Source organism: Streptomyces aquilus, assembly GCF_003955715.1.
Classification (GTDB): domain Bacteria; phylum Actinomycetota; class Actinomycetes; order Streptomycetales; family Streptomycetaceae; genus Streptomyces; species Streptomyces aquilus.
The window spans coordinates 6273338-6297795 of the sequence record NZ_CP034463.1; the positions used below are offsets into that span (position 1 = coordinate 6273338).

Annotated in this window: 17 protein-coding genes and 1 pseudogene; 15 read left to right on the forward strand and 3 right to left on the reverse strand. The window is 67.2% G+C overall.

What is annotated here, in order from left to right:
- Positions 1-264: 264 nt before the first annotated feature.
- From rplJ to tuf, 9 genes are all read left to right on the forward strand, one after another.
- Positions 265-795, forward strand: coding sequence for a 50S ribosomal protein L10 (gene rplJ, locus EJC51_RS28985; protein ID WP_126273777.1), 531 nt, complete (start codon positions 265-267; stop codon positions 793-795).
- 122 nt (positions 796-917) lie between these two features.
- Complete coding sequence (gene rplL, locus EJC51_RS28990; RefSeq protein WP_126277170.1) at positions 918-1301, forward strand: 50S ribosomal protein L7/L12; 384 nt, start codon at positions 918-920, stop codon at positions 1299-1301.
- 557 nt (positions 1302-1858) lie between these two features.
- Complete coding sequence (gene rpoB, locus EJC51_RS29000; RefSeq protein ID WP_079312384.1) at positions 1859-5344, forward strand: DNA-directed RNA polymerase subunit beta; 3486 nt, start codon at positions 1859-1861, stop codon at positions 5342-5344.
- A gap of 100 nt (positions 5345-5444) precedes the next feature.
- Entirely contained in the window at positions 5445-9344 is a 3900-nt protein-coding gene (locus EJC51_RS29005) for a DNA-directed RNA polymerase subunit beta' (protein WP_126273778.1), read from the forward strand.
- 174 nt (positions 9345-9518) lie between these two features.
- Entirely contained in the window at positions 9519-10052 is a 534-nt protein-coding gene (locus EJC51_RS29010) for a DUF1707 and DUF4190 domain-containing protein (protein ID WP_126273779.1), read from the forward strand.
- A gap of 331 nt (positions 10053-10383) precedes the next feature.
- A complete protein-coding gene (gene rpsL / locus EJC51_RS29015; protein WP_003948652.1) occupies positions 10384-10755 on the forward strand; it encodes a 30S ribosomal protein S12 in 372 nt (123 codons plus the stop codon).
- A gap of 2 nt (positions 10756-10757) precedes the next feature.
- Positions 10758-11228, forward strand: coding sequence for a 30S ribosomal protein S7 (gene rpsG / locus EJC51_RS29020; protein WP_009330725.1), 471 nt, complete (start codon positions 10758-10760; stop codon positions 11226-11228).
- A gap of 39 nt (positions 11229-11267) precedes the next feature.
- A complete protein-coding gene (gene fusA / locus EJC51_RS29025; protein WP_079308665.1) occupies positions 11268-13394 on the forward strand; it encodes an elongation factor G in 2127 nt (708 codons plus the stop codon).
- A gap of 143 nt (positions 13395-13537) precedes the next feature.
- Positions 13538-14731, forward strand: a complete 1194-nt coding sequence (tuf, locus tag EJC51_RS29030; RefSeq protein ID WP_079308664.1) for an elongation factor Tu — start codon at positions 13538-13540, stop codon at positions 14729-14731.
- Positions 14732-14807: 76 nt separating this feature from the next.
- Here the strand turns inward: tuf and EJC51_RS29035 are convergent, their stop codons facing one another.
- On the reverse strand, positions 14808-15191 hold the full coding sequence (locus EJC51_RS29035; protein WP_165951199.1) for a phage holin family protein: 384 nt from the start codon (positions 15189-15191) through the stop codon (positions 14808-14810).
- Between the two features lie 192 nt (positions 15192-15383).
- On the opposite strand from EJC51_RS29035, the gene EJC51_RS29040 reads away from it, so the two are divergent.
- Positions 15384-15599, forward strand: a complete 216-nt coding sequence (locus EJC51_RS29040; RefSeq protein ID WP_126273781.1) for a hypothetical protein — start codon at positions 15384-15386, stop codon at positions 15597-15599.
- Between the two features lie 176 nt (positions 15600-15775).
- Positions 15776-16126: a hypothetical protein gene (locus EJC51_RS29045; RefSeq protein WP_126273782.1), complete on the forward strand. Its 351-nt coding sequence runs from the start codon at positions 15776-15778 to the stop codon at positions 16124-16126.
- Positions 16127-16144: 18 nt separating this feature from the next.
- Here the strand turns inward: EJC51_RS29045 and EJC51_RS29050 are convergent, their stop codons facing one another.
- Positions 16145-16732 (reverse strand): NADPH-dependent FMN reductase, encoded by a 588-nt coding sequence (locus EJC51_RS29050; protein WP_126273783.1) that lies wholly within the window; start codon positions 16730-16732, stop codon positions 16145-16147.
- Positions 16733-16838: 106 nt separating this feature from the next.
- Between EJC51_RS29050 and EJC51_RS29055 the strand changes: the two genes are divergently transcribed.
- Positions 16839-17312 carry a MarR family winged helix-turn-helix transcriptional regulator gene (locus tag EJC51_RS29055; protein WP_126273784.1) on the forward strand — a complete coding sequence of 158 codons (474 nt, stop codon included), beginning with the start codon at positions 16839-16841 and terminating at the stop codon, positions 17310-17312.
- A gap of 11 nt (positions 17313-17323) precedes the next feature.
- On the opposite strand, the pseudogene EJC51_RS48880 reads toward EJC51_RS29055, so the two are convergent.
- Positions 17324-18075 (reverse strand): annotated as a pseudogene (locus EJC51_RS48880) (helix-turn-helix domain-containing protein).
- A gap of 258 nt (positions 18076-18333) precedes the next feature.
- Between EJC51_RS48880 and EJC51_RS29065 the strand changes: the two are divergent.
- The 3 genes from EJC51_RS29065 (at position 18334) to EJC51_RS29075 (ending at position 24368) form a co-directional block, all read left to right on the forward strand.
- Positions 18334-22896: a DUF6531 domain-containing protein gene (locus tag EJC51_RS29065; RefSeq protein WP_126273785.1), complete on the forward strand. Its 4563-nt coding sequence runs from the start codon at positions 18334-18336 to the stop codon at positions 22894-22896.
- Positions 22893-23501 (forward strand): hypothetical protein, encoded by a 609-nt coding sequence (locus EJC51_RS29070; protein WP_126273786.1) that lies wholly within the window; start codon positions 22893-22895, stop codon positions 23499-23501. Before EJC51_RS29065 ends, EJC51_RS29070 begins: the two co-directional genes overlap by 4 nt.
- A 393-nt stretch (positions 23502-23894) precedes the next feature.
- Positions 23895-24368, forward strand: coding sequence for a hypothetical protein (locus EJC51_RS29075; RefSeq protein WP_097267799.1), 474 nt, complete (start codon positions 23895-23897; stop codon positions 24366-24368).
- Positions 24369-24458: the final 90 nt, after the last annotated feature.

Consider the following 24458-nt stretch of genomic DNA (forward strand, 5'->3'; position numbering starts at 1 on the left):
CGGATTTGCCTCGCGGCGATCCGGTCACGTACTCTCCTTCAGAAGCCAAAGACCGCTGGTCGTTGCCGTGTGCTCGTGAGAGGGCGCGGTGGCCGAAGGATCCGCTGATTACCGCGGACGACCCGCGCAGGTGACTGTGGAAGTTGCTCCCGTTCTGGATTCGTCCATGAAGGTTGAGCTACGCCCCGTGCGCCTGCGCCGGGGCGTTTCGTTTTTCGCAGCTCCTTCTGAGCGGTCCTCATCACCCGGAAGGAGGCCACGCTTATGGCAAGGCCCGACAAGGCTGCCGCGGTAGCCGAGCTCGCGGACCAGTTCCGCAGCTCGAACGCCGCTGTGCTGACCGAGTACCGGGGTCTCACCGTGGCGCAGCTCAAGACGCTGCGCCGTTCGCTCGGTGACGACGCCCAGTACGCCGTGGTGAAGAACACGCTGACCAAGATCGCGGCCAACGAGGCCGGGATCGACACGCTCGACGACCTGTTCAACGGTCCGACGGCGGTCGCCTTCATCACCGGTGACCCGGTGACGTCGGCGAAGGGTCTTCGTGACTTCGCCAAGGACAACCCGAACCTCGTCATCAAGGGCGGTGTCCTTGACGGCAAGGCGCTGTCCGCCGACGAGATCAAGAAGCTCGCGGACCTCGAGTCCCGCGAGGTTCTGCTCGCCAAGCTGGCGGGCGCCATGAAGGGCAAGCAGACGCAGGCTGCTCAGGTCTTCCAGGCGCTCCCGTCGAAGCTCGTCCGCACCGTGGACGCGCTTCGTGCCAAGCAGGACGAGCAGGGCGGTGCCGAGTAATTCGGCTCGCATCATGACCGCCGCCTGAGGCTCCGCGCCGCAGGAAGTGGTCGTAGCGGGCCGAACGTACGCCCGCCAGACATGTACATCCGGCACCAGCCGAATTGATTTGGAAGGAAGCCATCATGGCTCTCACCCAGGACGAACTGCTCGCCGAGTTCGAGGGCATGACCCTCATCCAGCTCTCCGAGTTCGTGAAGGCGTTCGAGGAGAAGTTCGACGTCACCGCCGCCGCGGCCGTCGCCGTTGCCGGCCCCGCCGTCCCCGGCGCCCCGGTCGAGGCCGCTGAGGAGAAGGACGAGTTCGACGTCATCCTCACCGGCGCCGGCGAGAAGAAGATCCAGGTCATCAAGGTCGTGCGTGAGCTGACCTCCCTGGGTCTGAAGGAGGCCAAGGACCTCGTCGACGGCACCCCGAAGCCGGTCCTCGAGAAGGTCAACAAGGAGGCCGCTGACAAGGCCGCCGAGTCCCTCAAGGCCGCGGGCGCGTCCGTCGAGGTCAAGTAAGACCTTTCGCAGGCCTGAGTGGCCTGTAACGCAGTAGCGCTGAAGAGCGATCATCCATCCGGGTGGTCGCTCTTCGGCGTTCCCGGGGTTCCAGTGGCGGCTGAGTTGTACCCGAGGACGTGAGGGGTATGGTGATCTTCGCCGTGCCTCCGGGCACCCCAGGTGGCGACCGGTTTGGGCGAGACAGGCCTTGACGAACCGCACGCAGCGCGCAATTCTCAGGACGCGTCGCCAGAACGGTCCGAATCCGAGGCATGGATCGGCGACGAAGAGGGCAGTATCAACGTGCGTTGAGGGCAGGCATGCCGAAGGCGTTGAGGGTGACGAGGGTCAAAGAAAATCGGGGCTGGACATCAGTGCGCCAAGTGGCTACACTGACCCTTTGCGCTGCCTGTTAGCTGCCCCCTGCCCGTCACCAGGGGTCTGCCCTCGCCTCAGCAACGACGACCGGAACGCCCTGACCTGGCCCAAAAGCCAAATGCGGGGAGCCTGTCTTCATGCGCCGGGGAGGGACCGGTACGCGCGTAGTGAGTCCGAGCCCTCGGAAGGACCCCCTCTTGGCCGCCTCGCGCAACGCCTCGACCGCGAATACGAACAACGGCGCCAGCACCGCCCCGCTGCGCATTTCCTTTGCAAAGATCAAGGAGCCTCTCGAGGTTCCGAACCTGCTCGCGCTGCAGACCGAGAGCTTTGACTGGCTGCTCGGGAACACCGCCTGGCAGAGTCGGGTCGAGGAGGCTCTGGAGTCCGGTCAGGACGTCCCCACGAAGTCCGGTCTGGAGGAGATCTTCGAGGAGATCTCCCCGATCGAGGACTTCTCCGGGTCGATGTCGCTGACGTTCCGCGACCACCGTTTCGAGCCGCCGAAGAACAGCATCGACGAGTGCAAGGACCGCGACTTCACGTACGCGGCCCCGCTCTTCGTGACGGCTGAGTTCACCAACAACGAGACCGGCGAGATCAAGTCCCAGACGGTCTTCATGGGCGACTTCCCGCTCATGACCCACAAGGGCACCTTCGTCATCAACGGCACCGAGCGTGTCGTGGTGTCGCAGCTGGTCCGTTCGCCGGGTGTCTACTTCGACTCCTCGATCGACAAGACGTCCGACAAGGACATCTTCTCCGCCAAGATCATCCCGTCCCGGGGTGCCTGGCTGGAGATGGAGATCGACAAGCGCGACATGGTCGGTGTGCGCATCGACCGCAAGCGCAAGCAGTCCGTGACCGTCCTGCTCAAGGCTCTCGGTTGGACGACCGAGCAGATCCTGGAGGAGTTCGGCGAGTACGAGTCCATGCGCGCCACCCTGGAGAAGGACCACACCCAGGGCCAGGACGACGCACTGCTCGACATCTACCGCAAGCTGCGTCCGGGCGAGCCCCCCACGCGTGAGGCCGCGCAGACGCTTCTGGAGAACCTCTACTTCAACCCGAAGCGTTACGACCTCGCCAAGGTCGGCCGCTACAAGGTCAACAAGAAGCTGGGCGCGGAGGCTCCGCTCGACGCGGGCGTCCTGACCGTCGAGGACATCATCTCGACGATCAAGTACCTGGTGAAGCTGCACGCGGGCGAGACCGAGACGGTCGGCGACAGCGGCGCGAACATCGTCGTCGAGACCGACGACATCGACCACTTCGGCAACCGTCGTCTGCGCAGCGTCGGCGAGCTCATCCAGAACCAGGTCCGTACGGGTCTGGCGCGTATGGAGCGAGTCGTCCGCGAGCGCATGACGACCCAGGACGTCGAGGCGATCACGCCGCAGACCCTGATCAACATCCGGCCGGTCGTCGCCTCCATCAAGGAGTTCTTCGGCACCAGCCAGCTGTCGCAGTTCATGGACCAGAACAACCCGCTGTCGGGTCTGACGCACAAGCGTCGTCTCTCGGCGCTGGGCCCTGGTGGTCTGTCCCGTGAGCGGGCCGGCTTCGAGGTCCGTGACGTGCACCCGTCTCACTACGGCCGTATGTGCCCGATCGAGACGCCCGAAGGCCCGAACATCGGTCTGATCGGTTCGCTCGCCTCCTACGGCCGCGTCAACGCGTTCGGTTTCGTGGAGACGCCGTACCGCAAGGTCGTCGACGGTGTCGTCACCGACGAGGTCGACTACCTGACGGCCGACGAAGAGGACCGATTCGTCATCGCGCAGGCCAACGCCACCCTCGACGAGGGCATGCGCTTCACCGAGAACCGCGTCCTGGTCCGCCGCCGTGGCGGCGAGGTCGACTACGTCCCCGGTGACGACGTGGACTACATGGACGTCTCGCCGCGCCAGATGGTGTCGGTCGCGACCGCCATGATCCCGTTCCTCGAGCACGACGACGCCAACCGTGCCCTCATGGGCGCGAACATGATGCGTCAGGCCGTGCCGCTGATTAAGTCCGAGTCCCCGCTCGTCGGCACCGGCATGGAGTACCGCTCCGCCGTCGACGCCGGCGACGTGGTCAAGGCCGAGAAGGCGGGTGTGGTCCAGGAGGTCTCCGCGGACTACATCACCACGGCCAACGACGACGGCACGTACATCACGTACCGCCTGGCCAAGTTCGCCCGCTCCAACCAGGGCACCTCGGTCAACCAGAAGGTCATCGTCAACGAGGGCGACCGGATCATCGAGGGCCAGGTCCTGGCCGACGGTCCGGCCACCGAGAACGGCGAGATGGCGCTGGGCAAGAACCTGCTCGTGGCATTCATGCCGTGGGAGGGTCACAACTACGAGGACGCGATCATCCTGTCGCAGCGCCTCGTGCAGGACGACGTCCTCTCCTCGATCCACATCGAGGAGCACGAGGTCGACGCCCGTGACACCAAGCTCGGCCCCGAGGAGATCACCCGGGACATCCCGAACGTCTCCGAGGAGGTCCTCGCCGACCTCGACGAGCGCGGCATCATCCGGATCGGTGCCGAGGTCGTCGCCGGCGACATCCTCGTCGGCAAGGTCACGCCCAAGGGTGAGACCGAGCTGACCCCCGAGGAGCGCCTGCTCCGCGCGATCTTCGGTGAGAAGGCGCGCGAGGTCCGTGACACCTCCCTGAAGGTGCCGCACGGCGAGATCGGCAAGGTCATCGGCGTCCGCGTCTTCGACCGTGAGGAAGGCGACGAGCTGCCGCCGGGCGTGAACCAGCTGGTTCGTGTCTACGTGGCGCAGAAGCGCAAGATCACGGACGGTGACAAGCTCGCCGGCCGCCACGGCAACAAGGGTGTCATCTCCAAGATCCTGCCCATCGAGGACATGCCGTTCCTCGAGGACGGGACCCCGGTCGACATCATCCTCAACCCGCTCGGTGTGCCGTCCCGAATGAACCCGGGACAGGTTCTGGAGATCCACCTCGGCTGGCTCGCCAGCCGCGGCTGGGACGTCTCCGGTCTCGCCGACGAGTGGGCGCAGCGCCTCCAGAACATCGGTGCCGACCAGGTCGCCCCCGGCACCAACGTCGCCACCCCGGTGTTCGACGGTGCGCGTGAGGACGAGCTCGCGGGTCTGCTGAACCACACCATCCCGAACCGCGACGGCGAGCGCATGGTGCTCCCGACCGGTAAGGCGCGGCTGTTCGACGGCCGTAGCGGTGAGCCGTTCCCGGACCCGATCTCGGTCGGCTACATGTACATCCTGAAGCTGCACCACCTGGTCGACGACAAGCTGCACGCCCGCTCGACCGGTCCGTACTCCATGATCACCCAGCAGCCGCTGGGCGGTAAGGCTCAGTTCGGTGGCCAGCGCTTCGGTGAGATGGAGGTGTGGGCGCTGGAGGCATACGGCGCCGCGTACGCCCTCCAGGAGCTGCTGACCATCAAGTCCGACGACGTCACCGGCCGCGTGAAGGTCTACGAGGCCATCGTCAAGGGCGAGAACATCCCCGAGCCCGGCATTCCCGAGTCCTTCAAGGTGCTCATCAAGGAAATGCAGTCCCTGTGCCTCAACGTGGAGGTGCTGTCCTCGGACGGCATGTCCATCGAGATGCGCGACACCGACGAGGATGTCTTCCGCGCTGCGGAGGAGCTCGGCATCGACCTGTCCCGGCGCGAGCCGAGCAGCGTCGAAGAGGTCTGACGGGAGTCCGGCCGGAGGACCTGGTGAGGAACCTCCGGCCGGCCCCAGGACCCCCGTTTCAGACCCCAAGACTTACAACCCTGAGAGGGATTGACGCATAGTGCTCGACGTCAACTTCTTCGATGAGCTCCGGATCGGTCTGGCCACCGCTGACGACATCCGTCAGTGGAGCCACGGCGAGGTCAAGAAGCCCGAGACCATCAACTACCGCACGCTCAAGCCCGAAAAGGACGGACTCTTCTGCGAGAAGATCTTCGGTCCGACCCGGGACTGGGAGTGCTACTGCGGCAAGTACAAGCGTGTCCGCTTCAAGGGCATCATCTGTGAGCGCTGTGGCGTCGAGGTCACTCGCGCCAAGGTGCGCCGTGAGCGGATGGGCCACATCGAGCTGGCCGCTCCCGTCACCCACATCTGGTACTTCAAGGGTGTCCCGTCGCGCCTCGGCTACCTGCTGGACCTGGCGCCCAAGGACCTCGAGAAGGTCATCTACTTCGCGGCGTACATGATCACGTACGTCGACGAGGAGCGCCGCACCCGCGACCTGCCCTCCCTGGAGGCGCACGTCTCCGTGGAGCGTCAGCAGATCGAGAACCGCCGGGACGCCGACCTGGAGGCCCGCGCCAAGAAGCTGGAAAGCGACCTGGCCGAGCTGGAGGCCGAGGGCGCCAAGGCCGACGTGCGCCGCAAGGTGCGCGAGGGTGCCGAGCGTGAGATGAAGCAGCTGCGCGACCGTGCGCAGCGCGAGATCGACCGTCTCGACGAGGTGTGGACCCGCTTCAAGAACCTCAAGGTCCAGGACCTGGAGGGCGACGAGCTCCTCTACCGCGAGCTGCGTGACCGCTTCGGCACGTACTTCGACGGTTCGATGGGTGCCGCGGCGCTGCAGAAGCGCCTGGAGTCCTTCGACCTCGACGAGGAGGCCGAGAAGCTCCGCGAGATCATCCGTACCGGCAAGGGCCAGAAGAAGACCCGTGCGCTGAAGCGGCTGAAGGTCGTGTCCGCGTTCCTGCAGACCTCCAACAGCCCCAAGGGCATGGTCCTCGACTGCGTCCCGGTCATCCCGCCGGACCTTCGCCCGATGGTGCAGCTGGACGGTGGCCGCTTCGCGACCTCCGACCTGAACGACCTGTACCGCCGTGTGATCAACCGCAACAACCGTCTGAAGAGGCTCCTCGACCTCGGCGCGCCCGAGATCATCGTCAACAACGAGAAGCGCATGCTTCAGGAGGCTGTTGACGCCCTCTTCGACAACGGTCGTCGTGGCCGGCCGGTCACCGGTCCGGGCAACCGCCCGCTGAAGTCCCTCAGCGACATGCTGAAGGGCAAGCAGGGTCGATTCCGTCAGAACCTGCTCGGTAAGCGTGTGGACTACTCCGCGCGTTCCGTGATCGTCGTCGGTCCGCAGCTGAAGCTGCACCAGTGCGGTCTGCCCAAGGCGATGGCGCTGGAGCTCTTCAAGCCGTTCGTGATGAAGCGGCTCGTGGACCTGAACCACGCGCAGAACATCAAGAGCGCCAAGCGCATGGTGGAGCGCGGCCGCACGGTCGTGTACGACGTCCTCGAAGAGGTCATCGCCGAGCACCCGGTGCTGCTGAACCGTGCTCCCACCCTGCACCGCCTCGGCATCCAGGCCTTCGAGCCGCAGCTGGTCGAGGGCAAGGCCATCCAGATCCACCCGCTCGTCTGCACCGCGTTCAACGCGGACTTCGACGGTGACCAGATGGCCGTGCACCTGCCGCTGTCCGCGGAGGCGCAGGCCGAGGCCCGCATCCTGATGCTGTCCTCGAACAACATCCTCAAGCCCGCCGACGGCCGTCCGGTGACGATGCCGACCCAGGACATGGTCCTCGGTCTGTTCTTCCTCACCACCGACGGTGAGCTGCGTGACACCAAGGGCGAGGGCCGCGCGTTCGGCTCCACGGCCGAGGCGATCATGGCGTTCGACGCCGGCGAGCTGGCGCTCCAGTCGCAGGTCGACATCCGCTTCCCGGTGGGCACCATCCCGCCGCGTGGCTGGACGCCGCCGGCGGCCGAGGAGGGCGAGCCGGAGTACCAGTCGGGCGACAGCTTCCGGCTGCGTACGACCCTGGGCCGCGCGCTCTTCAACGAGCTGCTGCCCGAGGACTACCCGTTCGTCGACTACTCGGTCGGCAAGAAGCAGCTCTCCGAGATCGTCAACGACCTCGCCGAGCGCTACCCCAAGGTCATCGTGGCGGCGACGCTCGACAACCTGAAGGCGGCCGGCTTCTACTGGGCGACCCGTTCCGGTGTCACCGTCGCCATCTCCGACGTCGTCGTTCCCGAGGCGAAGAAGGAGATCGTCAAGGGCTACGAGGCGCAGGACGAGAAGGTCCAGAAGCAGTACGAGCGCGGTCTGATCACCAAGGAAGAGCGCACTCAGGAGCTCATCGCGATCTGGACCAAGGCGACCAACGAGGTCGCCGAGGCGATGAACGAGAACTTCCCCAAGACGAACCCCATCTTCATGATGGTTGACTCGGGTGCCCGAGGAAACATGATGCAGATGCGACAGATCGCCGGTATGCGTGGTCTGGTGTCGAACGCCAAGAACGAGACGATCCCGCGTCCGATCAAGGCGTCCTTCCGTGAGGGCCTGTCCGTGCTGGAGTACTTCATCTCCACGCACGGTGCCCGTAAGGGTCTGGCCGACACCGCCCTGCGTACCGCCGACTCGGGTTACCTGACCCGTCGTCTGGTGGACGTCTCGCAGGACGTCATCATCCGCGAGGAGGACTGCGGCACCGAGCGCGGTCTCAAGCTCGCGATCGCCGAGGTCGGCGCGGACGGCGTGCTGCGCAAGGCCGACAACGTCGAGACCAGCGTGTACGCCCGTGCGCTGGCCGAGGACATCACCGTCGACGGCAAGGTGCTGGCCCCGGCCAACACCGACCTCGGCGACGTCCTCATCGACGAGCTGGTCCGGCACGGTGTCTCCGAGGTCAAGACCCGCTCGGTCCTGACCTGTGAGTCCGCCGTCGGCACCTGCGCCATGTGCTACGGCCGCTCCCTGGCCACCGGCAAGCTGGTCGACATCGGTGAGGCGGTCGGCATCATCGCCGCCCAGTCCATCGGTGAGCCCGGTACCCAGCTGACGATGCGTACCTTCCACACCGGTGGTGTGGCCGGTGACGACATCACCCAGGGTCTGCCGCGTGTCGTCGAGCTCTTCGAGGCCCGTACCCCGAAGGGTGTCGCCCCGATCTCCGAGGCCTCCGGCCGCGTCCGGATCGAGGAGACCGAGAAGACCAAGAAGATCGTCATCACGCCGGACGACGGCAGCGACGAGACGGCGTACCCGATCTCGAAGCGCGCCCGACTCCTGGTCAGCGAGGGCGAGCACGTCGAGGTGGGCCAGAAGCTCACCGTGGGTGCCACCAACCCGCACGACGTGCTGCGCATCCTGGGCCAGCGTGCCGTCCAGGTCCACCTGGTCGGCGAGGTCCAGAAGGTCTACAACTCGCAGGGTGTGTCGATCCACGACAAGCACATCGAGATCATCATCCGGCAGATGCTCCGCCGCGTGACGATCATCGAGTCCGGCGATGCCGAGCTGCTGCCCGGTGAGCTGGTCGAGCGCTCGAAGTTCGAGACCGAGAACCGTCGTGTGGTCCAGGAGGGCGGTCACCCGGCCTCCGGTCGTCCGCAGCTGATGGGTATCACCAAGGCCTCGCTGGCGACGGAATCCTGGCTGTCGGCCGCCTCCTTCCAGGAGACGACCCGAGTCCTGACGGACGCGGCGATCAACGCCAAGTCCGACAGCCTCATCGGCCTCAAGGAGAACGTCATCATCGGTAAGCTCATCCCGGCCGGTACGGGTCTGTCCCGCTACCGCAACATCCGGGTGGAGCCGACCGAGGAGGCCAAGGCCGCGATGTACTCGGCCGTCGGCTACGACGACATCGACTACTCGCCGTTCGGCACGGGCTCCGGCCAGGCCGTTCCGCTGGAGGACTACGACTACGGTCCGTACAACCAGTAGTAGTCGGTTCTGAAGTCCTGAAGTTCTGAAGGGCGGTCACCTCGTTTCGTACGGGGTGGCCGCCCTTCGGCTTTCGGGGGCGTCTCCGGGTTTTCTCCGGGTGGACACCTGATGCCTGGAATACCGGTTCGGCGCACGATAGAGGGACTCCGATCCGTGCGGGGGAGGTGTTCCATGACTCAGCCGGTTCCGCAGCCGTGGCAGGGCGGTCAGGGCCCGCAGCCGTGGCAGGGTGGGTCTTCCATGCTCGCGTCGCATGCCGACCGTGAGCGGGCCGTTGACGTGCTTCGGGCGGGGTTCGGGGAGGGGCGGCTGGAGCAGGGGGAGTTCGACAAGCGGGTCGGGCGGGCCTATGCCGCGCGTACGGTGGGGGAGCTGGCCCTGCTGGTGGCCGATCTGCCCCTGGGGCCGGTGCCGCAGCCGGCGCCGGTCGCTGCGGTGCCGCCGACGTTCCGGGCGATGGCTCGGCCGCGGACCAACGGCAAGGCGGTCGGGGCGGCGGTCTGCGGGCTGCTGTGTCTGCCGACCTTCGGGCTGATGGGGCTTCCGGCGGTGGTGCTCGGGCACGCCGCTCGGGCGGAGGTGCAGCGGACCGGGGAGGCGGGGGACGGTCTCGCGCTGACCGGGCTGGTCCTCGGGTGGCTGTCGGTCGGGGGGTGGGCGCTCGTGCTGACGCTGTTGCTGATCGTGGGCCTCGCGGCCGGATGAGCGGCCGTGGGTGCCGTGCCGGCGTGTCCGGAGCGTGAAATCGAAGATCATCCACGGCGTAGGGCCTTGACATGTCTCGCCCCGCTCTGTGGGTGAGGCCCATTTGTTTTGACCGCAGCGAATGAGGTAGGTACGCTCAGACCTTGTGCCTGGGGTGTGCCCTGGCTCTCGTGCGTGTCTTCAGCCGCATCGCGAGCCGTGACACGGCCGCCGTAATCTGCGCCCTTTTCGCTTCACGGCGAGAGTCTGCCGGATTCGACACACCCGACCGCGTGGGTCGGCGACGTTCCAGGTTAGCTGTACCCATCGGCACACAGAAACCGGAGAAGTAGTGCCTACGATCCAGCAGCTGGTCCGTAAGGGCCGGCAGGACAAGGTCGAGAAGAACAAGACGCCCGCACTCGAGGGTTCCCCTCAGCGTCGTGGCGTCTGCACGCGTGTGTTCACGACCACCCCGAAGAAGCCGAACTCGGCCCTGCGTAAGGTCGCGCGTGTGCGTCTGACCAGCGGGATCGAGGTCACCGCTTACATTCCGGGTGAGGGACACAACCTGCAGGAGCACTCCATCGTGCTCGTGCGCGGCGGCCGTGTGAAGGACCTGCCGGGTGTTCGCTACAAGATCATCCGTGGCTCCCTCGACACCCAGGGTGTCAAGAACCGCAAGCAGGCCCGTTCCCGCTACGGCGCCAAGAAGGAGAAGTAAGAATGCCTCGTAAGGGCCCCGCCCCGAAGCGCCCGGTCATCATCGACCCGGTCTACGGTTCTCCTCTGGTCACGTCGCTCATCAACAAGGTGCTGCTGAACGGCAAGCGCTCCACCGCCGAGCGCATCGTCTACGGCGCCATGGAGGGCCTGCGTGACAAGACGGGCAACGACCCGGTCATCACGCTGAAGCGCGCTCTGGAAAACATCAAGCCGACGCTTGAGGTCAAGTCCCGCCGTGTCGGTGGCGCGACCTACCAGGTGCCGGTCGAGGTCAAGCCCGGCCGTGCCAACACCCTGGCGCTGCGCTGGCTGGTCGGTTACTCCCGCGCCCGTCGCGAGAAGACCATGACCGAGCGCCTCCTCAACGAGCTTCTCGACGCTTCGAACGGCCTCGGTGCGGCCGTCAAGAAGCGCGAGGACACGCACAAGATGGCCGAGTCCAACAAGGCCTTCGCGCACTACCGCTGGTAGTCGCAGTCCACATCGAGACCGAGAGAAGACTGAAGCCTTATGGCTACCACTTCGCTTGACCTGGCCAGGGTCCGCAACATCGGGATCATGGCCCACATCGACGCGGGCAAGACGACCACCACCGAGCGGATTCTGTTCTACACCGGTGTGTCGTACAAGATCGGTGAGGTCCACGACGGTGCTGCCACCATGGACTGGATGGAGCAGGAGCAGGAGCGTGGCATCACGATCACCTCTGCTGCCACCACCTGTCACTGGCCGCTCGAGGGTGTCGACCACACCATCAACATCATCGACACCCCGGGTCACGTCGACTTCACCGTCGAGGTGGAGCGTTCGCTCCGCGTCCTCGACGGTGCCGTGACGGTGTTCGACGGCGTTGCCGGTGTGGAGCCGCAGTCCGAGACGGTGTGGCGTCAGGCCGACCGTTACGGCGTGCCCCGCATCTGCTTCGTCAACAAGCTGGACCGTACCGGCGCCGAGTTCCACCGCTGCGTGGACATGATCTCGGACCGCCTGGGCGCCCAGCCGCTCGTCATGCAGCTCCCGATCGGCGCCGAGGCCGACTTCAAGGGCGTCGTCGACCTCGTGACGATGAAGGCCCTGGTCTGGTCCGCCGAGGCGGCCAAGGGCGAGATGTACGACGTCGTCGACATCCCGGCCACGCACACCGAGGCTGCCGAGGAGTACCGCGGCAAGCTCATCGAGGCCGTCGCCGAGAACGACGAAGAGATCATGGAGCTGTACCTGGAGGGCGAGGAGCCTTCCGTGGAGCAGCTGTACGCCGCGATCCGTCGTATCACCATCGCGTCCGGCAAGTCCAAGGACACCACGGTCACCCCGGTGTTCTGTGGCACCGCGTTCAAGAACAAGGGCGTTCAGCCCCTGCTCGACGCGGTCGTGCGCTACCTGCCGACCCCGCTTGACGTCGAGGCCATCGAGGGCCACGACGTGAAGGACCCCGAGGTCGTCATCAAGCGCAAGCCGTCCGACGACGAGCCGCTGTCGGCGCTGGCGTTCAAGATCATGAGCGACCCGCACCTCGGCAAGCTCACCTTCGTCCGGATCTACTCCGGTCGCCTGGAGTCCGGCACCGCCGTGCTGAACTCCGTCAAGGGCAAGAAGGAGCGCATCGGCAAGATCTACCGCATGCACGCGAACAAGCGTGAGGAGATCGAGTCGGTGGGCGCCGGCGACATCGTCGCCGTCATGGGCCTGAAGCAGACCACCACCGGTGAGACGCTGTCCGACGACAAGCAGCCGGTGATCCTGGAGTCCATGGACTTCCCGGCGCCGGTCATCCAGGTCGCCATCGAGCCCAAGTCGAAGGGCGACCAGGAGAAGCTGGGCGTCGCGATCCAGCGCCTCGCTGAGGAGGACCCGTCGTTCCAGGTCCACTCGGACGAGGAGACGGGCCAGACCATCATCGGTGGTATGGGCGAGCTGCACCTCGAGGTGCTGGTCGACCGTATGCGCCGTGAGTTCAAGGTCGAGGCCAACGTCGGCAAGCCGCAGGTGGCCTACCGCGAGACGATCCGCAAGGCCGTCGAGCGCGTCGACTACACGCACAAGAAGCAGACTGGTGGTACCGGCCAGTTCGCCAAGGTGCAGATCGCGATCGAGCCGATCGAGGGCGGCGACGCCTCGTACGAGTTCGTGAACAAGGTGACCGGTGGCCGTATCCCGAAGGAGTACATCCCTTCGGTGGACGCCGGTGCGCAGGAGGCCATGCAGTTCGGCATCCTCGCCGGGTACGAGATGACGGGCGTCCGCGTCACGCTTCTCGACGGTGCCTACCACGAGGTCGACTCCTCCGAGCTCGCGTTCAAGATCGCCGGTTCGCAGGCCTTCAAGGAGGCCGCGCGCAAGGCGTCCCCCGTGCTCCTTGAGCCGATGATGGCCGTCGAGGTCACCACGCCCGAGGACTACATGGGTGAGGTCATCGGCGACATCAACTCCCGCCGTGGCCAGATCCAGGCCATGGAGGAGCGGGCCGGTGCCCGCGTCGTGAAGGGCCTCGTGCCCCTCTCGGAGATGTTCGGTTACGTCGGCGACCTGCGCAGCAAGACGTCCGGCCGTGCGAGCTACTCCATGCAGTTCGACTCCTACGCCGAGGTTCCGCGGAACGTCGCCGAGGAGATCATCGCGAAGGCCAAGGGCGAGTAACACACTCTCGTTACACGCTTTAGGCTTGACACCGACCGCCGGGGATCGCCCGGCACGGGAGAACCCCGGCGGGCGGCATCCCAGCAAAGATCACCTGGCGCCGATGAGTAAGGCGTACCAGAACCACTCCACAGGAGGACCCAGTGGCGAAGGCGAAGTTCGAGCGGACTAAGCCCCACGTCAACATCGGCACCATCGGTCACATCGACCACGGTAAGACGACCCTCACGGCCGCCATTACCAAGGTGCTGCACGACGCGTTCCCGGACCTGAACGAGGCCTCGGCGTTCGACCAGATCGACAAGGCTCCCGAGGAGCGCCAGCGCGGTATCACCATCTCCATCGCGCACGTCGAGTACCAGACGGAGACCCGTCACTACGCCCACGTCGACTGCCCCGGTCACGCGGACTACATCAAGAACATGATCACCGGTGCTGCCCAGATGGACGGCGCCATCCTCGTGGTCGCCGCCACCGACGGCCCGATGCCGCAGACCAAGGAGCACGTGCTCCTGGCCCGCCAGGTCGGCGTTCCGTACATCGTCGTCGCCCTGAACAAGGCCGACATGGTGGACGACGAGGAGATCCTGGAGCTCGTCGAGCTCGAGGTCCGTGAGCTGCTCTCCGAGTACGAGTTCCCGGGCGACGACCTGCCGGTCGTCAAGGTTTCCGCTCTGAAGGCCCTTGAGGGCGACAAGGAGTGGGGCCAGACCGTCCTCGACCTGATGAAGGCCGTCGACGAGTCGATCCCGGAGCCCGAGCGTGACGTCGACAAGCCGTTCCTGATGCCGATCGAGGACGTCTTCACGATCACCGGTCGTGGCACCGTCGTCACCGGTCGTATCGAGCGTGGTGTCCTCAAGGTCAACGAGACCGTCGACATCATCGGTATCAAGACCGAGAAGACCACCACCACGGTCACCGGCATCGAGATGTTCCGCAAGCTGCTCGACGAGGGCCAGGCCGGTGAGAACGTCGGTCTGCTCCTCCGTGGCATCAAGCGCGAGGACGTCGAGCGCGGCCAGGTCATCATCAAGCCCGGTTCGGTCACCCCGCACACCGAGTTCGAGGCCCAGGCCTACATCCTGTCCAAGGACGAGGGTGGCCGCCACACGCCGTTCTTCAACAACTACCGTCCGCAGTTCTACTTCCGTACGACGGACGTGACCGGCGTCGTGACCCTCCCCGAGGGCACCGAGATGGTCATGCCGGGTGACAACACCGAGATGAAGGTGGAGCTCATCCAGCCCGTCGCCATGGAAGAGGGCCTGAAGTTCGCCATCCGTGAGGGTGGCCGGACCGTGGGCGCCGGCCAGGTCACCAAGATCACGAAGTGATCTTGGCCCGACAGGGCTGACCGGTAGGTCTCTTCGAAGGGGCCCGCACGACTTCGGTCGTGCGGGCCCTTTCGCGTTACGCGGAGTCGGGGGAGGGCTGCGGTCCTACGGCCATGAGGGCCAGGACGGTGAGACGTACGACGACTCCGCCGAGCAGCGCGGCGAGGAAGCCGTCGACGTCCAGCCCGGACTCCAGCTCCGAACCGATCCAGGAGACCAGCAGCCAGACGAGGGTGTCCTGGACGACGCCGACCGCGCCGAGGATGAGCAGCATGAGCGGGGGAGCGGTGCGGATGCTGCTGGGATAGCTGGAGATCAGCTGGTTGACGATGAGGAAGACGAGGGCGGGCAGCAGCGCCGCCCAGGCCACGTTGTCGTCGATCGGCCGTATGCCGGGGAGCAGGACGGCGGCGAGGAGCACGCCGAGGTAGGCGCCGAGGGCGCGTCTTCGCTTGTACATGGGCGTGATCATGGGACGGGCGGCGGGGTCTGGCAAGGGTTTTGAGGGCGCCGGGCACTGCCTGTTCAGCCCGGTCCTGCCCGGTCCTGCCCGGTCTTGTCGGGGCCGAGTCGGGCGCTAGGTGGGGTGCGTACCGTACTTGTCGCCCATGGCTCGGGTGCAGCGGACCTCGTCGACGGAAGGACTTGCCCGATGATGCTGACGGTCGATGTGGCGGTGCTGTTGGCCGTCATCCTCGTCCTGCGGTTGCGGCGGACGGTGCATGCCCGGAGCCGGTCGGATCAGAGCGTGACGGTGGGGCTTGCGCTGGTGTTCGGGGTGCTCGTGGCGCCGACGGCGTTCGGGCGGGAGATCGTGGACGTGGTGGGGCAGGTCGTGGCGGGGGTCTCGGGGGTCGGCGGGCCCTGATGAGGCGGAGGCGCCGGCCGGCCGGGGTCACCGGATGTGCTGCCGGTGCGGGTGGATGTCTACCGGCTGATGCCGGGCCGGGGTGACGCGTCCGGTGTGCGAGATGCGTACGACGATCGACGCGCCTGAGTACGAACGCTCATGCCCGAGCCGTCGGCAGGCGCTGGGATGGGCTCATGAGCGACAACGCCCTCGCCGAACGCGCCCCCGGATCCTGGGTCGCCCCTCTCGTCTCGACGCTGGTCACGTTCCCCGCGTGCGGTGTCGCCTACCTCGTCGGAGGGTTCTCCGCCATGGCGTGCGACTCCTGTGGTGAGGGAGAGGCCGACGCGTTCGAGTCGAGCTTCGGTGTCGCGTTCCCCGTGTTGCTGGGTGGCCTCGGCATCGCCCTGGTTCTGCTGTTCGTGAGCTGGGCGCTGCCGTGGGAGCGCCGGTACCTGGCTCGCCGCGCGGTCTTCGCGCTGTCCGCTCCGCTGATGGTGCCGTTCGCGTATGTCGTCTTCGCGGCGCTGGTCGACTGGCCCTGAGGGGACGCGGCCGGGGCCTCAAGCCGCCGAGGCCTGCCCCGGCTCGGTCTCCCGCACACCGCGCAACGCCCTTGCCCAGCCGGTCACTTGGTCGAGCATGTCGATCACCGCGGTGTCGAGGCCGTCCCCGGCGACGAAGCCGCCGGTCGCGAACGTGGGGATCAGCGGGACGCCCGGCTGTGCGCGGACCGTGGCCACCCCGAGCTCGGCGAGGACGAGCCGGAGTGCCTCGGCGGCCCGGACCCCGGACGCCCGGCCGCCGTAGCTGATGATGCCGGCGGCCTTGTCGTTCCACTCCCGGTAGAGGTAGTCCAGCGCGTTCTTGAGGGCGCCGGGGAAGGAGTGGTTGTACTCCGGGACGAGGAACACGAACCCGTCGAAGCTCTCGATCAGCGCGGACCACGCGTGGGTGTGCGGGTGCTCGTACTGCCGGAGGCTCGGATTGAGGCCCTCGTCCAGGTTGCCGAGGCGGTGGTCGGCGAGATCGATCAGTTCGTAGTCGGCGCCGCCGTGGGCGCGGGCCACGTCGAGCACCCAGGAGGCGATCTGATCGCCCCGGCGTCCGGGTCGGGTACTGCCGAGGATGATGCCGATGCGCAGTGCCATGGTGACTGCCCTCCCGATGGAGTTGTCATGTCAACTCTTCTCTCCCCGACTCTAGGCTCGGGAGAGTTGATGTGGCAACTCCCCTGGTCCCGCTATGCTTTCCGGCATGGCGGAGACTCGTACGCTGGACCCCGAGGAGTGGGATCTCTGGGACACCTGGATGCGCGCGCAGCGGCTGCTCACCAGGGAGCTGGAACGGGGTCTCCAGCGTGACTGCGGCATCTCGAAGGCCGAGTTCCGGGTGCTGATGATGCTGTGGCGGGACTCCGGCCGTGAGATGCGTGTCGGTGAGCTGTCCGAGCTGCTCGACTGGGACAAGGGGCGCGTCTCGCACCAGCTGACGCGGATGGAGAAGCGCGGTTTCGTGGAGCGCACCCGGTGCGGAGCCGACGGTCGTCGCGCGGGCGTCGGGCTGACCGCGGAGGGGCGTCGCGTGGCCGAGAACGCGGTGCTCGTGCATGCCGGGAATGTCCGCCGTCACTTCTTCGACAGGCTTACGGCTGAGCAGGCGGCGGTCATCCGGGGGTGGAGCGAGGAGACGGTGGACCGTATCGAGCCGGGTGGCGACGCTGGGGCGTAAGGGCAGCTGGTTCAGCGGCAGTTGGGGCAGCGGTTCCCGGGGTTGGGCGAGCGGAAGGCGTGATCGCAGCCGTCGCAGTTGCGCAGGGGGTGCCGTCCCTGCGGTGGTTGTGCCGGAGCACGGAGCGGCGGTGCGGGCGGGAGCTGGGCGGTCAGGCGGTGGGCCAGGAGGGCGGCCGGGCGGCGCAGCGGATCCTGCGGGAGGTCTGCCGTCAGGGCGTGGCGTACGGCTGTGGGGGTGACCTCGCGTTCCAGCCAGGCGGCGACGCCGGGGGCGAGATGGGCCGTGTCGCAGGCCGAGAGGAGCAGACGGGGGTCGTAGCGGCGGAGGCCGGCGAGGAGGTCGGTGGCCTGCTGGAGGAGCGCCTGGGCTGGATATCCGGGGTGGGGGACGGCGGGGAGCGGCTTGCGTGGAGTGCGTGGAGTGCGCTTCTTCTTCGGGGGCGCGACGGGGTGGTGCTCGGCCTCGCGGCTGTGGCCCGGTTGGTTGCAGGACGTCGTACGGGTGACGATGCGGCCGCAGGGCAGGCGCTTGCGTTCGGGCGCAGATAGCCGTGGGTTTCGAGTTCGCGCAGGGCGGCGGCGATACGGGTTCTGCCCTCGGGGAAGCGGGTGGCGAGCGTGCCGATGTCGACGGGGACGCCTGCGGGGACGGACTGGATGTAGACGGCCAGTCCGATGGCGAGGCCGGACAGCTCCGGGTGTTGGGCGAGATGGTTGCCGATCACCGTGAAGCGGGTGGTGTGGCGGGCGTTGTCGTGGATGACGCCATCGGGATTGCCGTCCCGGCGGGGGCCGTTGTCTTTGTGCGGTTCCTTTCACCCTAGTGGTCCTTGGGGAAGATCGCCCGCGGCACCGGGGTGCGGGTTTCCGTAGGTCGGTGGCAGGGTGACTTCGGCCCATGTTCCCCGAAGGCGTGAGCATGCGGCCGACTCGTTTGTTCTTCCCGTCGAACGCCCGTACCGGGTAAGTTCGCGTGTGCATACGGCTGTTGGTGATGCGCGCGTGACGGGGGTTGCGGTATGGCGGGGCATCGGCCCACGGACTGGCATGTCCTGGACCTGGACAAGGACCCGACGCCGGGTGATCCGGACCGGATCAAGATTCTGGCCAAGACGCTCCACGACTTCGCCGACGACGTCTCCGACGCCCTTCGCCTGGTCAATGGCATGGCGGGTGAGGACACCCTGCTGGAGTGGGCGGGCAAGTCCGCCGAGGTCTTCAAGGACGAGTTCGGCGGCGTCCCGAAGAACCTGAAGAAGCTGAAGAAGTCGTACGAGTTGTGCGGGGATGCGCTGGCGGACTTCTGGCCGAAGCTGGAGCGTGCCCAGGCGTTGGCGGACCGGGCGCTGGCCAAGGGCCGGGAGGCGCAGAGCGACCTCTCCTCCGCCAACTCCCGTCTGGCGTCCGCCGATTCGTGGGTGACCCGGGCGAACAAGGAAGCCGACAAGTACAAGGACGACCCGACCGGCAGCAAGTCGGGCGGTGACAAGCCCGACGAGTCGAAAGTCCGGGCTGCCACCCGTGACGCCCAGCACGCCAAGTCCGCGCAGAGCAGCGCGCAGACGGACGTCCACAACGCGCAGGGCGCTTTGGACGCGGCGAAGAAGATGGCCGAGGACGCGCGCAAGATGCGTGACGAGGCTGCCCGTACCGCCAAGACCAAGATCGATGAAGCCTCCGACGCGGGTATTCAGAACCGGTCGTGGTGGGAGGAGGTCGGGGACTGGTTCTCCGACAACTGGGACAACATCGTCGCCGTCTGCAAGGTCGTCGTAGCCGTGGTCGGTGTCATCGCGATGATCATCGGCGGGCCGATCCTCGGGGCGATCGTGCTGATCGCGGCCCTCGTCGTCCTCGCCGACACGCTCTACAAATACTCCAAGGGCCAAGCCTCCCTATGGGACGTGGGGTTGGCGGCCCTGGACTGCATACCCGGCATGAAGGGGCTCACCACCCTCGGTGGTCTCGCCAAGGGGCTCAAGGCCTTCGGCAAGACCGGGCTCAAGGGCATGGCTCTGGGCGTCAAGGGCCTCGGCAAGGGCAGCCGTGCGTTCGGGCGGCAGATGAAGAAGCTCCTCAAGCGAGGCGACCCGGTCGACATGGCCACCGGCGAGATGGTCATGTCCGCCACCGACGTCTCGTTGGACGGCATGCTCCCGCTCGTCTTCGAGCGGCACTATCGCACCGCCTCCCAAGGGGGAAGCCTCCTGGGACGCCGCTGGACCTGCACGCTCGACCAGCGGCTCGTGCTGGACGCGACCGGCGTGAGGTTCCTGGTCGACGACGGCATGATCCTGGTGTACCCGGTGCCGGAGAGGGACCTCTCCGTGCTGCCGGTGGACGGGCCGCAGTGGCCCATGAGCTGGGACGGCACTCCCGACGGCGAGGTCACGGTGCACCGGCCCGAGACAGGGCAGACGCTGGCCTTCCGGCCCGTGGCGGGCCGCGGTCCCACCGAACTCGCCCTGGTCGCCGTCAGGGACCGCAACGACAACACGATCACCGTCACCTACGCGGCCGACGGCTCCCCGGCCCGGATGCTGCACCACGGCGGCTACGAGATAGGCGTGACCTGCGAGAACGGCAGGATCAGCGCCCTGGCCCTGGACAGCGCCCCGGAGCGGCCGGTCCTCGTACGCTACGGCTACGACGCGGGCGGTGAGCTGGCCGAGGTCGTCAACTCCTCGGGTCTTCCGCTCCGCTACTTCTACGACGAGCGCCGGCGCATGACCGGATGGGAGGACCGCAACGGCGTCTGGTACCGCTTCGAGTACGACGCGGCTGGGCGTTGCACCGCCGGACGGGGCCGGGACGGACTCCTGGACTACACCTTCGCGTACGACGACGCGGCGCTCCGCACAACCGCCGTCGACTCGCTCGGCAATGCCACGGTCTACCAGTTCAACAACGCCTTCCAGATGATCGCCGAGACCGATCCGCTGGGCCATGTCGTCCGGCAGGAGTGGGACGAGCGGGACCAACTGCTCTCGCGCACCGATCCGTTGGGCCGCACCACCCGGCTGGAGTGGGACTCGGCCGGCAACCTCACCGCCGTACACCTGCCGGACGGATCGACCTCCTCGGCCCGTTTCAACGACCTCAACCTGCCCGTGGAACTGACGGGTTACGACGGCAAGGTGACCCGGCAGGAGTGGGACGAGCGCGGCAACTGCACGGCCGTCACGACTCCCGACGGCGGCACCGTGCGATTCACCCGGGACAGGACGGGCGCCCTCGCCTCCCTCACCGACCCGCTGGGCGCCGTACAGCACTTCACCAACAACGCGGTCGGACAGCCGCTCACCGAGACGGACGCGCTCGGCGCCGTCTGGCACTACACGTACGACGCCTTCGGGCGGCACACGACGATCACCGATCCCCTCGGCGCGACGACGGAGACGACCTGGACCATCGAGGGACTCCAGGCGACCCGCCGCGACCCGGACGGCACCGGCGAAGCCTGGACGTACGACCCGGAGGGCAACTGCGTCGCCCACACGGACGCGCTCGGCCAGGTCACCCGGTTCACCTACGGCGGCTTCGACCTGCTCACCTCACGGACGACCGCCGACGGGGTCCGGTACACCTTCACCCACGACACCGAGCTGCGCCTCACTCAGGTCGTCAACCCGCAGGGCCTGACCTGGGACTACACCTATGACGCGGTCGGTCGTCCGGTAGCGGAGACGGACTTCGACGGCCGGACCGTGACCTACACCTACGACGCCGCCGGACAGCTCACCGGCCGTACCAACCCCCTGGGACAGTCCACGGCCTTCCGGTACGACAGCGTCGGCAACCAGGTGGAGAAGACCGTTGACGGCCACGCCACCACGGTCTTCACCCACGACGCGGCCGGCCGGCTGCTGACCGCCACCGGGTACGACGCCACCCTCACCTACACCTACGACGCCGCGGGGCGCATCACGGGCGAGGCGATCGACGGGCACGCGGTGACGACGACGTACGACGCCCTGAACCGCCCCACACGCCGCACCACACCCGCCGGTGTCACCACTGACTACGGCTACGACGCGGCAGGCAACCGCGTCACGCTCACCGCCGCCGGACGCACCCTCGCCTCCACCCATGACGCCGTGGGCCGGGAGACCGCGCGCCGACTGGGCACCACCGGGGCCGTCCTCGCCCACACCTGGGACAGCGAGGACCGGCTCACCGCCCAGACGCTCTCCGCACCGCACTCCGCCCGCCCGCTGAAGCAGCAGACGTACTCCTACCGGGCGGACGGCTGTGTCACGGCCCTCGACGACCAGGGCACCGGGCGCCGCACCTATGACGTCGACCCGGCGGGGCGGATCACCGCCGTGCGCGCGGCGGACTGGACCGAGTCGTACGCGTACGACGAGGCCGGCAACCAGATCTGGGCCACCTGGCCGGACCGGCACGCCGTTCCGGAGGGGCGCGGCGAGCGGTCGTACGAGGGCGGCCGGGTCTCGCGTGCCGGTTCCGTGCGCTACGAGTACGACGCCGCGGGCCGTGTCACCGTGCGCCGCAGGACCCGCCTCTCCCGCAAGCCGGACGTGTGGCGCTACACCTGGGACGGCGAGGACCGGCTCACGTCGGTGACCACACCCGACGGGACGGTCTGGCGCTATCGTTACGACCCCCTCGGCCGCCGGGTCGCCAAGCAGCGGCTGGCCGGGGACGGCACGACGGTCGTCGAGGAGACCCGCTTCAGCTGGGACGGCCCGCACCTCGTCGAGCAGACCACGCGCACCGTCGACGGCGCGCGGGAACACACCCTCACCTGGGACCGCGAGGGGACGACCCCGGTCGCGCAGACCGAACGCACGACCCTGGCCGGAGCTCCCCAGGACGTGGTCGACGAACGCTTCTACGCCATCGTCACCGACGTCGTCGGCACCCCGACCGAACTCGTCGCCGAGGACGGCTCACTGGCCTGGCAGGCGGACGCCACCCTCTGGGGTCTGCCCGGACCCTCCCCGGACGCGACCGCGCACACCCCGCTCCGCTTCCCCGGCCAGTACCACGACGAGGAGACAGGGCTCCACTACAACTACTTCCGGCACTACGACCCGGTGACCGCGGCCTACGTCAGCCCCGACCCCCTGGGCATGGACGCCGGCCCCAACCCCCGGCGCTACAGTCTCAACCCGCTGCTCTGGATCGACTACCTGGGCCTTCTCACCTGCCGGCAGAACGCCCGGCGGCTGAAGAGGAACATGAAGCGAGAGGGGCGGAAGGTGCCACGCGGCCACGCGGCCGCTCATCTCGTTCCGTCAGGCGGGAGCATGGGGCACTGGGCCCCTGGAGCCCGCAGCCGCGCACTGCTGGAAAGGTACCGAGTCGATGTCAACGACGCCGCCAACGGAATCCCGCTGGGCCACCCGAGCCCGCACAACTTCACCCATCGCGAGCCCTTCCTGCGACGCGTCAACGAGCACCTGGAGCAGGTCGTGCGCGACGGCACCGACCAGGGCCTGGGTGCCCGTGCCATCCGTTCCCAGCTCCGTCAGGAGCTGCGCACCATCGGCCGCCAGGTCGAGGGTGAGCTCGCCACCGGTCAGCCGGGGGCCGGTGCGTACTGGACGGCGCCATGACGGCTGAACGCTCCCGCGGCCCCCTCGCGGTCTACCGGTTGATGCCGAGCATGAACGAGTTCCGCACCCTCTCTCTGGAGGAGTACGCCCACCGGAAGCTGATTCGCTGGCTGCGTACCGGGTCTCCCGAGGATCTGCCGGAGTCCTTCCGGGCGGAATGGGTCGGCAATCCGCGGCTGCGGAGGGCGGAGTTCCCGTGCGGGTATCCCGGTGCGCCGGTCTTCAGCCGTCGCGTCGCCGACCTCCTGGCGGAGCAGCTGTCAGCGGCGGGGAGATACCTCCCCGTGTATCCGGAGGACACCGACGGCCAAGGGGAGCCCGGCTATCTCCTGCATCTCGTGGAGAAGGTCGTCGACTGCGTGGACACACGCCGGTCGTCGAAGCCGAAGAAGGGCACGGGCCAGATGAAGCAGACGTTCTTCGTCCCCGACGCCCTGCCGGCCGAGCTGCCTGCCTTCCGGGTGCCTGAGTTCCCGGGCGGCGTCCACTGGAACGGTTGGGCGGTGGACCGGCTCAAGGAGATCCTCGGCGACGACCTGGAGGCCCGCCTGATCTGGTCCGAGGACCGCACACGGACCCCGCATCCCGCTCCGTGGGGCTTCTGACAAGGCGCACGTTCGCCTCTGAGATTTGACTGTTCGCCAACTCGATTTGCCTTTCCATTGGTTGACGCCAGAAGGGAGGCATTTCCCTGTTCCGGGGCCGGAATTGAAACGTTGTAAGTTGTGGCGTACGTCACTGCGCCCGCCAAATATGCGCAGCGTAGTCGCCCAATCCGGACCTATGGTGAAGTTCTGAGTGAAAGGCGAGGGCGGACCCAATGCGGCCGCTACTTTTAGGCGTTGCGCCTTCTCGATGCGCAAATTTTATGCGTTGCCTGTGAAGAGTTCGAGTGGCTACAGTCCCGAGGTCTTCGATCGAACGGGCTTTTGAACGGGGGGCAGCCCTCGTCCCGTGGTCGGTGATGTCCCACAACTCGACCAATTCCAGGGGGAACTATGTCTGCATTCGGTAGGAACCTGACCCGCCTCGCCGTCGCCGCCTCGGCCGTCGCCGCGCTGGGGGTCGCCGTGCCGAGCACCCCGGCCGCCGCCGCCTCCGCGACCGTCTGCGGCACCGGGTACGAGTTCGTCGACGCCAAGGCGCTGCCGAGCGCCACGAACCGCTCCGCGACGCTGTTCTTCTACATGAAGGGCAACAGCGCCTGCGCGATCCTCGACAACAACACCACCGGCGGCGCCAACTACATGGACCTGCAGATGTGGCCGGGTGACAACAAGGCGGCCGGCGAGCGCGACAAGGGCAACTTCTCGGAGTACGCGGGCCCGGTGCACAGCAGCACCCTCGCGTCCGGTGGCCGCTGTGTCGGCATCTCCGCGCTGATGAAGAACGAAGCGGGCACCGCCAACCTCTTCAACTGGACGGGCGGTTACGTCTTCTCGGTCGACAACAGCTCGTCCGAGTGCGCCTGACCGGTCCCTTTCGTCCGACCGCGCCTGAGGGGCCGACCACTCGGCCCCCGGTGCGGCGGATCCGAACTCCTAAACAAATCGGGGAACTTC